The 15,526-nt window shown below is 32.9% G+C and carries 15 protein-coding genes; all 15 read right to left on the bottom strand.

What is annotated here, in order from left to right; genetic code table 11:
• Positions 1-973: polysaccharide export protein (locus ACTH6U_RS20670; protein ID WP_441833047.1), on the bottom strand; the 973-nt coding region annotated here is incomplete at its 3' end.
• A 56-nt stretch (positions 974-1,029) separates the two neighbouring features.
• Positions 1,030-1,776, bottom strand: a complete 747-nt coding sequence (locus ACTH6U_RS20675) for a glycosyltransferase family 2 protein (RefSeq protein ID WP_231906705.1) — start codon at positions 1,774-1,776, stop codon at positions 1,030-1,032.
• Between the two features lie 92 nt (positions 1,777-1,868).
• Positions 1,869-2,912 (bottom strand): glycosyltransferase family 4 protein, encoded by a 1,044-nt coding sequence (locus tag ACTH6U_RS20680; protein ID WP_068440544.1) that lies wholly within the window; start codon positions 2,910-2,912, stop codon positions 1,869-1,871.
• A gap of 40 nt (positions 2,913-2,952) precedes the next feature.
• Entirely contained in the window at positions 2,953-4,167 is a 1,215-nt protein-coding gene (locus ACTH6U_RS20685) for an EpsG family protein (protein ID WP_441833048.1), read from the bottom strand.
• Positions 4,164-5,120 carry a glycosyltransferase family 52 gene (locus ACTH6U_RS20690; RefSeq protein ID WP_068440539.1) on the bottom strand — a complete coding sequence of 319 codons (957 nt, stop codon included), beginning with the start codon at positions 5,118-5,120 and terminating at the stop codon, positions 4,164-4,166. The genes ACTH6U_RS20685 and ACTH6U_RS20690 overlap by 4 nt, the downstream gene beginning before the upstream one ends.
• Before the next feature lie 4 nt (positions 5,121-5,124).
• Complete coding sequence (locus ACTH6U_RS20695) at positions 5,125-6,381, bottom strand: lipopolysaccharide biosynthesis protein (protein ID WP_068440536.1); 1,257 nt, start codon at positions 6,379-6,381, stop codon at positions 5,125-5,127.
• A 144-nt stretch (positions 6,382-6,525) separates the two neighbouring features.
• Positions 6,526-7,296 carry an oxidoreductase gene (locus tag ACTH6U_RS20700; RefSeq protein ID WP_068440534.1) on the bottom strand — a complete coding sequence of 257 codons (771 nt, stop codon included), beginning with the start codon at positions 7,294-7,296 and terminating at the stop codon, positions 6,526-6,528.
• On the bottom strand, positions 7,296-7,985 hold the full coding sequence (locus tag ACTH6U_RS20705; protein ID WP_068440531.1) for an acylneuraminate cytidylyltransferase family protein: 690 nt from the start codon (positions 7,983-7,985) through the stop codon (positions 7,296-7,298). The genes ACTH6U_RS20700 and ACTH6U_RS20705 overlap by 1 nt, the downstream gene beginning before the upstream one ends.
• Positions 7,986-7,999: 14 nt before the next feature.
• Positions 8,000-8,992: a Gfo/Idh/MocA family protein gene (locus ACTH6U_RS20710; RefSeq protein ID WP_068440528.1), complete on the bottom strand. Its 993-nt coding sequence runs from the start codon at positions 8,990-8,992 to the stop codon at positions 8,000-8,002.
• Positions 8,992-10,053, bottom strand: a complete 1,062-nt coding sequence (locus ACTH6U_RS20715; protein WP_068440525.1) for a nucleotidyltransferase family protein — start codon at positions 10,051-10,053, stop codon at positions 8,992-8,994. Before ACTH6U_RS20715 ends, ACTH6U_RS20710 begins: the two co-directional genes overlap by 1 nt.
• 10 nt (positions 10,054-10,063) lie before the next feature.
• Positions 10,064-10,714: an acetyltransferase gene (locus tag ACTH6U_RS20720; protein WP_068440522.1), complete on the bottom strand. Its 651-nt coding sequence runs from the start codon at positions 10,712-10,714 to the stop codon at positions 10,064-10,066.
• On the bottom strand, positions 10,707-11,780 hold the full coding sequence (gene neuB, locus ACTH6U_RS20725; protein ID WP_068440520.1) for an N-acetylneuraminate synthase: 1,074 nt from the start codon (positions 11,778-11,780) through the stop codon (positions 10,707-10,709). The genes ACTH6U_RS20720 and neuB overlap by 8 nt, the downstream gene beginning before the upstream one ends.
• Before the next feature lie 10 nt (positions 11,781-11,790).
• Positions 11,791-12,969 carry a UDP-N-acetylglucosamine 2-epimerase gene (neuC, locus tag ACTH6U_RS20730; RefSeq protein WP_068440517.1) on the bottom strand — a complete coding sequence of 393 codons (1,179 nt, stop codon included), beginning with the start codon at positions 12,967-12,969 and terminating at the stop codon, positions 11,791-11,793.
• Positions 12,970-12,980: 11 nt separating this feature from the next.
• On the bottom strand, positions 12,981-14,126 hold the full coding sequence (locus ACTH6U_RS20735; RefSeq protein ID WP_068440514.1) for a LegC family aminotransferase: 1,146 nt from the start codon (positions 14,124-14,126) through the stop codon (positions 12,981-12,983).
• A gap of 9 nt (positions 14,127-14,135) precedes the next feature.
• On the bottom strand, positions 14,136-15,326 hold the full coding sequence (locus tag ACTH6U_RS20740; RefSeq protein WP_068440512.1) for a UDP-N-acetylglucosamine 4,6-dehydratase: 1,191 nt from the start codon (positions 15,324-15,326) through the stop codon (positions 14,136-14,138).
• Positions 15,327-15,526: the final 200 nt, after the last annotated feature.

Raw genomic sequence — 15,526 nt, forward strand, 5'->3', positions numbered from 1 at the left:
AAGAGGTGGCGTCAGATAAATCTAACTGATAAACCGCTGCCATTTTTTTCGGTAGTAAGGCTTCGAGTTCTTTATCTTCAACTTTCTGGTTTCTAATAGGACGAATAACAAACACACCCGTTGCATTAGCGGTTGTTTGGTCGATACCACTAGCCTTACTGAGTGCTTCTGTGATGCTCATCCCTGCGCGGTCTATGGTCAGTGTTGTTGGTTGGCCGACTTCACCCATCACAAAGACTTTTTGCCCATCATTACGCGGTACATAAAGTACATCGCTCGGTTGCATTAAGTAGTTTTGAGTTAAGTCACCATACTGAACAAGAGACTGTAGAGAGACTTTGATTTCTTTACCATTACGGGTGAGAACCACATTGTCCCAATCAGCTTTTTCAGTTAAACCACCGGCGTTATTAAAGGCTTCTAAAATAGTCAGAGGCACATTGGTAATTGGTAGGGTTCCCGGTTTGGCAACTTCACCCGAGACATACATTTTTTGTGAACGGAATGCGGCGATACTGACATCCACTTGCGGGGATTCAATATAAGTGGCTAAACGATTGCTGATTAGGGTGCGAATTTCAGTAACGGTTTTACCTGCAACTTTGACTTTACCAATATAAGGGTAATAGATAGTACCATCTGAGTGTACCCAGTTACCGGAGTCTTGTGCACTACGATAAGAGCCCGCCGGAATGGTTAATTCAGGGTGATCCCAAACAGTGACTGTCAGTACGTCACCAATTCCAATGCGGTAATCATAATTAGCGAGCTGCTTTTCTAGCAATACATTTGGCTTGGCGATAGTAGGTGCAACATACATATCATCCAATAGTTTTGGTGAAATTGGGTAGATATCAACTAGTTTGGTAATATCTTTATCACCCGTATCAACAACATTTTTTCCGGATGTTGACATGTAAGTACCTGGAGCGATAGCACAGCCAGTTAATACTGAAATAGTAAAAAAAAGCATGAAGTATTTCTTCATAAAATATCTCTTAAGTATTAGTAATTAATAAAATAAAAATTTTATATTCTTTTTTTTAACGCATGAAAAATATAATGCGAAAAGTAATATAAGCTATTAAGTATAGGAATATTTAATTCTCTTCTATAAATATTCCATTGCCATTTGGCAGACTTAAATTTATTACCAGATAATGACGAATTACAAATACGATATTCAGCTAAAGGCTCTTGAATACAATATGCTTTTTGAGATTTATTCAAAATACATAGCCACATTAAGTAGTCTTCTGAGCCAATTTTTTTTTGGTAAATTTTACCTAATTTCTCAGCATGATAGATTCCTGTAAGATTACCAATAAAGCAGGAATGAAGCAGGTCATTGTAAGTAATGATTTTTGGCGAGTATCGTATATTTTTTTTATTATCAATATTAAAGGTTATATAGTTGGAGCAAACCACATCCCACCCTAAAGATAGCTTCATCACTTGCTTTTCTAGCTTTTGAGGTAACCATATGTCATCGCTGTCCAAAAATGAAATAAATTGTCCTTTCGCAATGGAAATTCCTTTATTTCTGGATGCAGCTACTCCTTCATTATTAATAGAGTTAATTATTTTTATTCTAGGATCATCATATGATGAGATTATTTCTAATGATTGGTCAGTAGAAGCATCATTAATAATAATTAGCTCATAATTACTATAAGTTTGATTTAATACGGACTTTATTGCTGCATTAATATACTTCTCAGAATTATAGCAAGGCATAATAATAGATACTAAATTTCTAAAATTTATTTTTGACATATTTTTCAAACCTAAATATTATGATGTCGACTTTGAGAGTGCACCAATTAAATGTGTAAGCATTTAGTCTTTTATATATTATAGGGAGGATTTCATCCTATTAATGAAATCCAGTTTCCAATAATATTACCTGGTGAATATTGGTCTTTATTTTTAATGGAATTAATGTGCATATCTGACAATTTTGAATGGTCGTTAATAAGCAGTTTCAGTTTTTCAGAGAAAATACATGCATTATTATATGGTATTATATATCCAGTTTCATTATTAATAATTATTTCTTTTGGTCCAGTCTTACAATCATAGGCAATTGAGGGTATACCAAAGTATTGAGACTCAATTAAAACCATGGGTAGTCCTTCATAATGAGAAGTCATTAAAAATAGTTTTGCGTTATTATAGTAGTCAGAAATATTAGATGTAGCTGGAAGGAATCGTATATTTTTCACATGCTCGGCTAAATTTTCTAAAGTTTTTTTTTCTTCGCCATTGCCGATAATAATTAACTCCCAGTCAGATGTATCAGTCTTAGACCAAATATCAATTAGAGCAGGAAAATTTTTTTGGTATGTTAAACGTCCAACAGCAAGAGCAATATTACTGCGTTTTTCAAATTGAGATATCGAGATATTAGATGAAAAGTATGGATTAATATTTTTTATAGTATAATACTTTTCCTTTCTCCCTCTCTTGCTAAATAGCATTTGATCATTTTTAGTTAAAAAAACTATTTTATCAGCAAAGAAATATGATACTCGCTTAATGGCTTGTTTAATACCGCTGAAGGATTTATACGAAATATGTTCTGAAAATATAACTTTGTTAGGCCTGTGTATTATAGATGCAATCGCAACATCCACAGACAATCTACCCATTGAGATAACGATAAGGCAACCATTATTCTTTTTTATGTTTTTCATTATTTTAATTAATGCTAAATATTTATTTTCTCTTTGAAAACTTCTTAAAACGACGCCTTTATCTAATTCAAAATTGATGTTTTTCTTAGAAAACTTAAGTGAGTAAAGGCTTACTTTGTATCCTTTTTTATATAATTCATTACTTAAAGTACAAGCAACTCTTTCAGTCCCACCAGTTTGGGTAATATCATCTATGAGTATAAATATATTTTTCATGTGCATCCATAATTTATTATATTATTAAAAATAACATTTTTTATTTCCAAATTGAGTTATTCTGAATAAACTTATCAGAATAACCATTATCCAAGTCCAATAAAAAGATAGTAGGAACATATAAAGGTTTTAATTGAATATCAAATTTACTACTATAATCAGGCAACACATCTGTATGACCATTTGTGAAAACACTGCCATATCGAACAAAGTTTATTATGATAAATCTGAACAAAAAAAGAACTAATAATAAATACTTTAGAAATCCGTTTTTTATATTCAAAGAAAATAAAAAAATAGAAAAAACGCTTAAAGTTATAAATGAACGTTCAAATAAAGTTTTAAAACTAAAAAATAGAAAGCATAATCCACAAAAAATAACAATCAAGTTAATATTAATATTTTCGTGTTTATTTTTATTTTTTAATTTATATAACATACCTATCAGCGCTAAATTGAATACAATAAAACACTCTAAAACTTTCCTCAGTAACGTATTTTCACTGTATTCATTATGCCCCCAACCACCATCACTTAAATAGGCCGATGGAATTCTTAAGTTAATTAAGTCAACATTGGAAATAATTATTTTCATTAAGCTATCAGATATTACACCAATAAAAAAACAACTTACAATATAAATTATATATATATGATTTTTGTTTATAAAGTGAGAAATGAAAAATGCAAAGAAAATAACCATAGAGAAAGTATGGATTGAAAAGCAAAGTAATAAAAAACAAAAAAAATAAAAAATGGGAAATTTATTATATACATTCTTAATATAATAAACATAATAAAACGCTATTGATATGGAAAGATAAAACCTATTAAGATCCATTATATCTCTATATATAATAGATGCAATACTTAATGTTAACAATATATTTAGTGTGACTTTATTATTTATACCCTTAGTTAAATGACTTATAGTTTTAAACCAACAATAAAAAATAATAAAAGTATAAAAAAAGATAGAATAATAGTAATCAATATTAAAATTTAACTTTAATTCTCTTGGTATAAATAAATAGAGATTAAAATCTTCCCTTTGTAATAAAGTAAAGAAATTAGCTGATGTATCATACATCAATGGCTGATAAATAAAAATCAAACTAAGTGAAAGCGACAAACCAAAAATACAATTTCTTTTTTTTATAAAATAAAATAATGTGTAAAATAAAGATAATAACGGATTTATAAAAAACAAAAGAATCCCAAATAGATTATAGTATTTTATTGTAATTAATTTCATTTTTTACACTGTATATTGGCGTGATTTATGAGAGAGTAATAATAATCTAAGTTAGTTTCTATTAATGGACTACCAGGAATGGTAATGTTATTGTACAAAATAGAACTTATTAACTGGTAATTATTAACCCCATCAACATACGCTAAGTTAAATTGAACTGAGCTCCCGAATCCATATATATTAACCGTGTTATACTCCTCGAGCAGCCTGGCTATTATCTCTTCGGATACTTTATGATTTTCTATATAACTAACATTTTTAAAATAATGTGAATTATCACGGGGATGTGTTATGTAATAAAATTCTTTATTTTTAAAGAAAGCCTCCAAATAACTTAATAACTTATCTTTATCACATGTCACCTCACTATAAACAGTGCCTAAAAATATATTAATCTCTTCTTTTTTCATCAGTCCCTGTTTTCTTTTATAGGGAAATATATTATTATAACTAGTATTTTCAATAATATTTGGAACACCTTGGTATATTGTATAATGCAGTTTTATGCTTTCTTTCGTTTTTTGTAAGTTAAATTTACACCCAAAGATGAAATGTAGACTGCTTTTTAAAAAATTTTTTCTTTTTATATAATAAATTGAATTTCTCCATATATTTGCTGTTCCATCATCAATTGTATATAAACTGTTAAATTTGACAAAAGAAAGTATGTAGTGTACTAGTTTATTATCAATGCTAGCGGTATATACATTATTGTAGGATTTTTTTTTGAATTCACTCCTAAGAGTGAAAACATAAAAAGGAAATCTTTGATATTTATAATAAATATTATTATTTGTTAGTTTTGATAACCTATCGTAATAGTATATTAACTTTTCAGTTTCATTGTATACAAAAAAGATAAGTTGAAAATTATTTTTCTTGATTACCCCATCTGCAATCAACTGCTCAATTTGCATAACTTGTAAGGGTGTATTACATATAACTAAATCCATATACTTAAATCTCTTTTTTAAACCAAGGCATTTTTACTGAGTTATAGGATATAAGCCAAGTAAATATAAATTGACAGAATTTAGAAATTGAAAATGAATACGCAGCACCGATTAGTCCAAATAATGGAATGAGTGTTATTAGTAAAATAATATTTACAATCCCGGTTGTGATAGTGGTTAATGCTAATCCTCCGGTTTTCTTACTAAAAAATATATAGTTTGTAACCATTAAATACATTCCACCAAATATTTGTCCTAGGCATAACCATCCAATTATGTCTGCACCTCGCGAATATTTCTCACCTGCTATGAAGATAAATAGTAGAGGCCCGACAAAAAAGGCTATAAGCGCAATAATTGTTAATATGGCAAAATAAAAATATGTATATTTAACTATTTTTATTTTATCGGAATGATTATTTATTTTTAATTTTCCATATAGCCACGGGACATATGCTTTATTTAAAGCATCAAATAGAATAGTGAGTACGGTGCTTAATTGAACTGCAACCATATAGATCCCCGCCTCTGCCAATCCAATTTCTTTATTAATGAAAAATCGGTCTACAGAACTCAGTAAGAAAAATCCAATGTGATGCGGAATTAAAGGAATACCAAAGGATAATGCTTCTTTAATTTGTTCAGGTCGCCAAATAAATAATTTTAATAGTTTATCCTTATAAAGAAGAAGAATAGCGACTATTGCAATTACTACAGTTGTAATTAATTGAGCATCAACACGTCCGGATGCCCCTTGCTTCAACGTAATCACTAATTGTAATGATAATAACATATTTATAAAGCTACTACTGACTTGTAATACTCCAAAATATTTTGCTTGATTTCTTATTTGCCATTGACCTAAACGTAATGTTGCAATAAAGGTGAATGAGCTAATTAATACTGCTATTAGTATCCAGCTTAATGGTATAGATAAAAAGTCACTTAGTTGCTCACCGAAGGCTAGGCTGAATAACAAGGTTATTATTGATGTGACTATAAGAATCTGAACGCAGCTTCCATTAAAATTTCTTAAAGTATCATGGTCAATATTATCATCGTAGAACTTTCTATTGGCAGAACCAGTACAATTTATACCTATAAATGTTGTTAAGGCTGATAATAGGACTTGGAACATAGCTATTTGGCCATATTCAATAGGTGTAAGATATCGAGTTAAGATAGGTAATAATATAAATGGAATAGCTGCATTTAAAAGATTAGCAGTTAAGTATATACTTGAGTTTTTGAGGAGACTCATAAGGTGATTTTACTTGTATATTTTAAGTCTAAGATGTTATTTTTCATAATGATATAAAGGATTATTTAGCAGATTATTTTTATGGAGCAATTTGATTAAAAATAATTTAAAATTGGTATTTATATATAATTTCTTATGCTAATTTTATAAAGAAAACCCATCATCTACAATAATGTTTTGCCCTGTAACATATCTAGATTGCTCTGAAAGTAAGAATAAGATAGAACCTATAATTTCATCTACTTCAAGCATACCAGCACCATATGTATTTTCTTTATATGCCTTTAAGAATGGTTCGGGTTGATGATCGAATATTCCACCTGGACTAACGCAGTTAATTCTAAAGCGACTATCATTCACATAGGCGACAACATATTTATTAAGATGCTGAATAGCTGATTTAATGGCTGCATATTCAACAGGCATTGTCATCGTTGTATTGTTATAAATTTCAAACTTAGGCGCTATTACACCATATATAGAGGATATATTAACTAATGAAAATGGTTGTTGTTCATTTTTAAAATAAGCAGCACATTGTTGAGTAAATAAAAATGAACTTCCTAAATGTAAAGATAAATTGTCGTTAAAACTTTCTAACGTAACATCAAAAAAATGCATTCCGTAATTTTTATTTCTAGGATAAGTTGTATTTACAGCACCACTGAGATTGTCATGATGATTAAAAATATTTTTCACAGAGACTTCATTTGTAATATCTAACTCAGTCAATGTGAGATTAGAGTGTTCAGTATCAACACCTGATCTTTTTAATTTTTCTGCCATAGTATCGACATTGATATCTGCCCCTATGACTTTCGCACCTTGATTTAATAAGGTTAGAACCAATTTTGAACCAAGTAAACCACCTGCACCAGCGACTAAAATTTTTTTACTTTTTAATAAATTATCCATTATTTTTGCTCCGAAATAATAGCTTCAGCTAGTCTAAAGTCATATATATCATCTATATCAACAGCGCGTTCTTTTGGTACTTCAATGCTAGTAACGTGCCCAGAAAAAATCCCATAATTTTCTAAAACAAACGTAGGGGTTGTTGCATATACCACTGTTGTAATATCAAATACAGCTGGTGCATCTTGTCGGCGGGCAACCTCGCCTTGTGGGCTATTTACTAATTCAACTAGACCATTATCTACTATTTTTACCATATTAAAGTAAGGGCTACGGCTTGCCGGTGTAATTGATATACAAATATCTGCTCTCTGTTTTGTTCTTTGCATAATAGCAGCTTCAATATCTTCTACACTACGTAACGGACTTGTTGCGGGTAAGCTGACAAAACCATCAAATGAACCATAATTTTCAAAAGCCCAATTTATTGCATGGCGCCAAGAAAGCCATTCTGGACTTGTATCACTCGCTAGCTCAGGGGGGCGATCTATTAGAATCGCTCCATTAGCGATTGCGATTTTAGCAATTGCAGTATCATCAGTAGAGACAAACACCTTTTCAATAGAAGGTGCTGCGGTTGCAGTATCAATAGAATATTGTAGTAAGGGCTTTCCTGCTAGTGGTTTAATATTTTTTCCAGGGAGCCCTTTAGAACCACCACGAGCAAAAATGAATGCGAAGTTTTTCATGATATTTATATTCTTTACTGATAAGTAGTAAGGATTCTAGATATAGAGTTTTTTGATTTAATTTGCTCTATGAGTGAAAGAGTATTTATAGCTTCATCTATAGTAATTGATTTATTTTCTTTATTATTTATTTTTTCAATAAAATCAGCAATCATTTCGAGGTACATTTGATTCTTATCCCATTCAGGAGCACTGTATAAAACACGAGTATTATGGCTAGATATGAATCGAATTTCGTTATTAATCAAATTCCATTCTAATGTACCTTGACTTCCAATAAAACGGCATTGTCGATATGCTTTACGCTGTAAAAAATCAAGATGAATATGAACAATCGCATTGTCTATAGTTGTTGCTAATATATCGACATTATCTTCTATATCTAAATTTAGTTCATCGGAGCTACGTAGAATAGCGTGTTGTAGTGTTAATGGGCCTAACAACCAATATGTATAATCTAATTCATGGCTTAATTCTAATAATGCACCACCACCAAGAGAGGCATTTGCCGACACACATTCCCTATAATCTTTGCTGGGTCGCCAATCAGGTAAGTACTGACCTATTTCGATGGTCGCATGCTGCAGTTGGCCAATTATTTTCGATTCGATAATTTCATTTATTTTTTGCGAGGATGAAAGATAGCGTAAACAATATCCTATAGCCACGGGCGTTTGATAATGTTTAGCTGCTTGTTTAATAGCTCTAGCATCCGATAAAGTAGTCGCTACGGGTTTTTCAATTAAAACAGGGATTTTTGCTTCAATTAATGGAATTGCGTGTTGTGCATGAAAAGGAGCGGGAGAAGCAATTATAACTAATTGTAGTTGTAAATTTATTAACTCATCAATTGAAGATACACAAGCATCAGCATCACTAACTATTTCATCAATTTCACGGCCACTTGCAGACATTGCATATAAAGTAGAATTTGGAAATAAATGTTTTAAATTACGACGATGGCGGGTTGCAATGTTACCTAGGCCTACAACAGCAATACGTTCCATTAATCTAATCCTAGAGTATGAATATCTACTTGTGCTTTATTAAAATCGTCCATTCGGCCAATGTCTAACCAGTATTCATAAATCGGAAACATCAGTACATTATCACGTTCACTCATGTGTTGTTCTAATAGTGTAGGCATGTCAATACGATAATTTTCGGGTACTGATTGAATAATTTGTGGTGAAATAACATAAATCCCAGCATTAACAAAAAAGCGTTGAACTGGCTTTTCAACCATACTGATAATTTTATTACCTTCCCCACTAATTACACCATAAGGAATCTGATAGTCATATTCGCGCACACACATAGTAGCATCTGCATCATGGTTAATATGAAAATCGAGTAAGCGCTTAAAATCAACTTTAGTAAGAACATCACCATTCATCAATATTAATGGTAATCCTTCAGGGAGATCTTTTGGAAGTAGTCCGAGTGCCCCCCCTGTGCCTAAAGGGGAGTTTTCTTGGATATAAGTAATGCTTACACCAAGGTCAGCGCCGTCACCAAAATGTGCTTCAATTTGTTCCGGCATATAATGAGTCGAAATATAAAAATTAACAAACCCTGCTTTAATAAAACTACGGATTACTGTTTCTAGAATCGGTTTATCACCGATTTTAAGCATCGGTTTAGGGCAGTTATCTGTTAATGGCCGTAAGCGTGTACCAAAACCTCCTGCCATTATAAATACAGGGTTTTGATAGGTCGGAGAATTAAAGGTCCCATTTAGCGTTTCTAATCCGACGACAATACCTTCATTGTTTAAAATAGGAATCGATAAGATACTTTTCTTTTCCATAATCTTAACGAGGTCCTCACGCGAAGTTCCTATTTTTGCAGTTGTCGGTGAATTATTCATCACAAGAGAGACAGCATCAGTTAATGCAAGGTTGTTTAATAAACCTCGGCGAATATCACCATCGGTGACTACGCCAACTAAATTTTGAGTTTCACTTACAACTAATGCGACTCGTAAGGCTTCATTGTTAATGATTTCTAATGCATCACGAATAGAATTCTCTGGTTTTACCAATACATTTTTCCAGAAATAGCTCATGGAATACCTTTTATTTCAATTTATTAGTTTTAATTAGACTTCGGTTAGGGTAACAAGTACTTTGAGAGGGTAAATTTTGCGTAAGAATTGCTCCAGCACCAACAATTGATTTCTCTTCTATTGAGATACCTTGAATCACTGTAGCATTAGCACCAATATAAACATTTTTAGCTGTGGTTACACCACCACAAAGGACTGCTCTAGGAGCTATATGATTATTACTACCAATTTTACAGTCGTGTTCAATGATTGCACCTGTATTAATAATGGAGTGCTCTTCGATAGTTACACCCGCTTGAATAATTACGCTAGGAAAAATTTGTACCCCAGTTTTAATTTCAGCATAAGGAGAAACAATTGAGCTATTGGCAATTACTGTTTCAAATTCATACCCAACTTCGATGAAGTAACTGTTAATTTTTTGACGAAAATCTGAATTTGCCTGTATACCAATTCCATTTACAAGTATTATTTCACTAGGAGTGAATTTTTTGACATCAGTATCTTGCGTTAAATGCGGAAAGCCACTAAATATCCTCCTAGAAGAAATATCATGTTGACTAATAACTGCTAAAATTTCTCTACCTTGGCTTAGCAAAATATCTACTAATACACTAGCATGCCCACCACCACCAATAATAACGAGTGGTTTTTTATTCAAGAATTAAGTCTCCAGCCTGATAATCATTCCTTGCTGTACGTTCTAGCATATCCCAATATTCATATGGCGATATCCCATTACCTGGGCGCTTTATTGTTAAGTTATCTTCAGTGAATGAGCTACCAGCTTTGATTTTCGTTGCTGCAACTAAGCTTTTACGTGCAACTGCCTTATTTTTTAATTCTGAGATAGTCGGGGTTTTTATCGATGAACCTAATGCCTGCTCAACTTGACGGATAGACTGAACCATTGCAGTTAATTCATTAGGCTCTAATGATGCTTTGTGATCAGGACCTTCCATATTTTTATCTAAAGTAAAATGCTTTTCTATGAGGGTTGCACCTCGAGCTACAGCGGCAATTGGAATAGTGATCCCTTCACTATGGTCAGAATACCCCATAGATAAGCCAAAGGCGTGTCCTAAAGTATCCATAGCACGAAGGTTTATTTCTTCCATTGGTGCTGGATATTCTGTCGTGCAATGTAGAAGAGTTATTTTTTCTTTTAGTATTTCCTGACCTTCTTTAGATGCATATGCTTTCTGGAAGGCTAGCAATGAAGGCGGAGTATTATTTTTATCTAAATAGCCAAAAGCGATTACACCTAAAGCCATCTCAATTTCGGTTAAGGTTGCCATACCTGTCGATACGATCAAATCACAACCTGTACGTGCATGCTCTAATACTAAAGGGGCATTAGTTAGTTCACCGGAAGGTAACTTTAAGCGTTTTAGCTTGAGTTCATTAACTAAGAAATCTAAGCTTTCAGAATCAAATGCGGTTGATAAAAATTCAATGCCCAACGATTGGCAATGCTTTATTAGTTGGTGGTGAACATCATAAGAAAGCTCCAAGCGGCTTAACATAGCAAGTTGTGATTCTTCTTTTTGTGTATTAGCAACTTGATAATTAGCCTGTTTTGCATATTCTGTAACAAGGTTCTTAGCTTTAAACGTTTGAAATTTAACAATATCCACACCTGATCGATGTGCGGCGTTAACAAGCTCAAATGCTAATTCTTCATTCCCATTATGATTTACACCTGCTTCTGCAATAATAAGTGTCATGCTAAAGGCCTCAGCTATCCGATTCGAAAGTTAAGTCAAAAAATGTTTTACAAGGATTGAAATTTAATGTTTTAATCATTTCAATGACTTGTGTGCTGCTATCACCTTGTCCATAAGGATTAACTATCACTTCACCATCAAATTTATAACTGTGAGTAATAGCTGATTGTATTGCACTTTGAATCGCATCTTTATCTGCTGAACAATGGATAACACTTTTAGCCGCTAAGCGACCTTTTTGGCGTAGGCCAATATTTACTGTAGGTACATTAAACGCTGGAACTTCAATAATACCGCTGGAAGAATTTCCAATAACGGCTGATGCATATTTTACTGCACTTAAGTATCGAACTTGGCCAAGTGAAGGTATTGCTAATACTCGCTTCGAATTTGCAACTGCATATGTTTCTAACATAGGAATAATACGCCTACCACCATCATCGGCATTTGGATATGTCAAAATGATTTGGTAATCAGGGTATTCGTTTAGTGCATCTAAAAGTGATTGAAAACTTTTTTCGGGTGATTCCTCACCCAAGGTGACTGGATGGTAGGTAACTAAAAAGTAAGGTTTTTGTAGTTCAAAGTTTAGTGATTTCCCTAGTTCTTGAATATCCATAAACGTTCCACGCTTTAAGTGTTCAAGTCCTATAGCACCTATATTTTTGACTCGAACTGGTGATTCACCTAGCTGAATAACACGTTGGCGATATTCTTCTGTTGATGTGCCATGTAAATAGCTTAATTTAGTGATTGCATGACGAATTGCATCATCATAAGCACCCTCAGTAATTTCCCCTCCATGCAGGTGAATCACTGGGATGCGTAGAATCATCGCTGTTTGTGCGGCTGCTAAGGCTTCAAATCGATCACCAAGTACAATTAAAACATCTGGTTTCATTCTTGAAAATGCATCTGCAAAGCCGAGTATTCCGAGCCCCATACTTTTAGCTGTACCAATCGATGAATTAGATGAAAGCAATATTTCAATTTTTTCATTGATAATAAAGCCATCATTCTCAATTTGCTGATATGTTTCACCAAATTCTGGCGATAAATGCATACCTGAAACTAGTAATTGTAAATTAAGTTCAGGATCATTTTGTATATCCTTTAAAAACCAAAATAATAGCCCATATTCAGCTCTTGTACCGGTAAAAACAGCAACATTTTTGATATTGTCATTCATCAATATCTCTCTCAAGCCTTAATTGGCGTACTTGGAAGATTAATTAGGTGCGACTCAATAAATTCTGAATTTTTTAAGTTGTCTCGTAACGCTTTTTCGAACATTGGTAAACGATGCATCAGCTTCCAAATGGGTCTTGTCATAACGCCAGCTGCATTGGCTTGATTTAGAAGGTCATCACGTTGTTTCGTATCATGACAAATGACAGCATTGAGCCAATAATTTGATTGAGCATAGGACGGTTCAACAACAAATTGATAATCACTTCCCTCAAAGAAGGACTGATATTGCTTTGCTAATAAACGCTTACGTTCTAAAAACAGAGGTAGACTCTCCATTTGAGCACATCCAAGAGCTGCATTTAAGTTTGGTAAACGATAGTTAAAACCTGGCTCATCATGGAAAAACTCATAAGGATGTGGAACTTTTGCTGTTGTTGTAACGTGTTTTGTGTGCTTACCTGTTTCTTCAGTAGAGCACAACACCATACCGCCGCCGCCAGTAGTAATAATTTTATTACCATTAAAACTTAATGCAGAAAATTTACCAATAGTTCCGGTATGTTTATCTTTATAGAATGACCCTAAGCTTTCAGCTGCATCTTCGACTAAAATAAGATTCCATTTTTTGCATACAGATAACAATTCATCTAATTCGGCAGGGTGTCCAAAAGTATGCATTGGAACTACTGCTTTTATTCTTTGCTTAGTTTGTTTATGGAAACAACCATTCTCATTTAATATAGCATTTTCATCGAGGTATTGCTCAACAGCCTTTGGACATAAACTAAGGCTAATAGGCGAGACATCAACAAAAATGGGCTGCGCGCCCATATGATAGAGAGCATTACAAGTTGCAACGAAGGTCAAGGCTTGGGTTATAACTAAATCATTTGTTCGCACACCCGCCATATAAAGAGCGGTATGTAATGCAGCAGTACCATTTACAGTAGCAACAGCTCTAGGGCTACCAGTAAATGCCTCCATTTTTCTTTCAAATTCATCAACAAACTTTCCTACACTAGACACAAAAGTACTATCGATTGTTTCTACGACATAATTTTTCTCATTCCCCGTAAAAGTTGGGGCATGTAGAGGGATAAAACCTTTGGTTTGATATATGTCTCGAATAAATTCTATGAGTATTTGAGGTTTCATTTGTCGGCCTTACATTTTACTATCGAGATATTTGCCCGTTTCTTGATGGCCAAAATCTGGGATCATTTTAAAAAATAATTCAACAATTTGCTCTTTATTCCACTCTTTTTTAGCTTTCATTTGTGCAATTTGAGTTTCAAATAAAGTTAAAAGTTCAAGCTGATAGTCGGGTTCATTTTTAATGATACCAAGATTTTCAAAGCATTCCATATCAAGCACCTCTTTGTCAGTAAAAAACTCTTCAAAGTCTTTTTCACCAGTAGTATCACTCGCAGTAAAAAGACATGGCCATTTACCTTGAGAAGTTAGTGTTTTAGATAAATCACGTGCTTCATCTTCATTTTTACAAAGATAAGGTTCAAAGCCACGTTGTTTGAGATACTTAATTGCAATGTCGGCAAAAGTGATGAGATGCAAAGCTTCGCTTAATTTAGGGAAAAAAATATCTCTATTATTACCAAAAATACAAGACATTAAACAAAGTTCACCTGATTCCTGTGGTGTCACAAAGTAACGCTTAATATCGTTTGGTGCAACAATAGGTTGTTGTTTTTGTATACGTTGATTAAAACCATGTAATAAAGAGCCATCTGAAAAAGCAACATTAGCAAACCGGGCTGTAGATATTGATATTTCTTCACTTCTTCGCATCAAGAACATTTCCATAATGCGTTTTGAGGCTCCCATCATATTAACTGGGTTCGCGGCTTTATCTGTGGACACACAAAAGTATTTTTTCACGCCTGATTTGATCGATTGTTGTATTGTTTTATCAGTATTAAAAATATTAACATCGATCATACGCATTAAGGTAAATGGATCTTTTTCACTACGGACATGTTTTAATGCGGATAAATTTAAAACGTAATCATATTGACCATCTGAATTAATAAAAGCGTCATATTCGGTTGAACCAATATCTAATGCAAAAGTTTGAAAGTCGCCATTTATATAACCAAAAGAACTTCGAATATCTCTAACTAATTCAACCATATTGTTTTCGCTGATATCTACAACATGCAACTTTTGAGGGTTACGTTTAAATATCTCTTTAGTTACTGCTTGACCTATTGAACCCGCACCACCTAAAACTAAAAAACGTGATTGGTTAACTATTCTAGTTAGTTCATTTTCATGGGTATTAATATCTCGAGTAAACAAAGCACTAGAACGACCAATGAGAGGGAGCACTTGATTCATAATTTAAATCAACCTAATTAGTTATTTATGGGGATGAAGATAATATGTAGGTATATCTTGAGCTATTACTCAAATTAAGTAAGTATCAATTCACAATCTTTTTCAGATTTTATAGACAGTAATGAATGGAAACTAAAAGCTATCCCACGGCTTGCGCATGAGTTAAATAGTTGTTAAGTCCCAAATAACACGTGCTCTCG

The organism is Providencia sp. (assembly GCF_052096715.1).
GTDB lineage: Bacteria > Pseudomonadota > Gammaproteobacteria > Enterobacterales > Enterobacteriaceae > Providencia.

Bases quoted from the DNA above. Each gene is read 5' to 3' on its own strand.
- ACTH6U_RS20700 (WP_068440534.1), bottom strand. From the start codon at position 7,296: ATGGATAATTTATTAAAAAGTAAAAAAATTTTAGTCGCTGGTGCAGGT.
- ACTH6U_RS20685 (WP_441833048.1), bottom strand. From the start codon at position 4,167: ATGAAATTAATTACAATAAAATACTATAATCTATTTGGGATTCTTTTG.
- ACTH6U_RS20680 (WP_068440544.1), bottom strand. From the start codon at position 2,912: ATGAAAAATATATTTATACTCATAGATGATATTACCCAAACTGGTGGG.
- ACTH6U_RS20735 (WP_068440514.1), bottom strand. From the start codon at position 14,126: ATGAAACCTCAAATACTCATAGAATTTATTCGAGACATATATCAAACC.
- ACTH6U_RS20705 (WP_068440531.1), bottom strand. From the start codon at position 7,985: ATGAAAAACTTCGCATTCATTTTTGCTCGTGGTGGTTCTAAAGGGCTC.
- ACTH6U_RS20690 (WP_068440539.1), bottom strand. From the start codon at position 5,120: ATGGATTTAGTTATATGTAATACACCCTTACAAGTTATGCAAATTGAG.
- ACTH6U_RS20715 (WP_068440525.1), bottom strand. From the start codon at position 10,053: ATGAGCTATTTCTGGAAAAATGTATTGGTAAAACCAGAGAATTCTATT.
- neuB (WP_068440520.1), bottom strand. From the start codon at position 11,780: ATGACACTTATTATTGCAGAAGCAGGTGTAAATCATAATGGGAATGAA.
- neuC (WP_068440517.1), bottom strand. From the start codon at position 12,969: ATGAATGACAATATCAAAAATGTTGCTGTTTTTACCGGTACAAGAGCT.
- ACTH6U_RS20710 (WP_068440528.1), bottom strand. From the start codon at position 8,992: ATGGAACGTATTGCTGTTGTAGGCCTAGGTAACATTGCAACCCGCCAT.
- ACTH6U_RS20695 (WP_068440536.1), bottom strand. From the start codon at position 6,381: ATGAGTCTCCTCAAAAACTCAAGTATATACTTAACTGCTAATCTTTTA.
- ACTH6U_RS20740 (WP_068440512.1), bottom strand. From the start codon at position 15,326: ATGAATCAAGTGCTCCCTCTCATTGGTCGTTCTAGTGCTTTGTTTACT.
- ACTH6U_RS20675 (WP_231906705.1), bottom strand. From the start codon at position 1,776: ATGTCAAAAATAAATTTTAGAAATTTAGTATCTATTATTATGCCTTGC.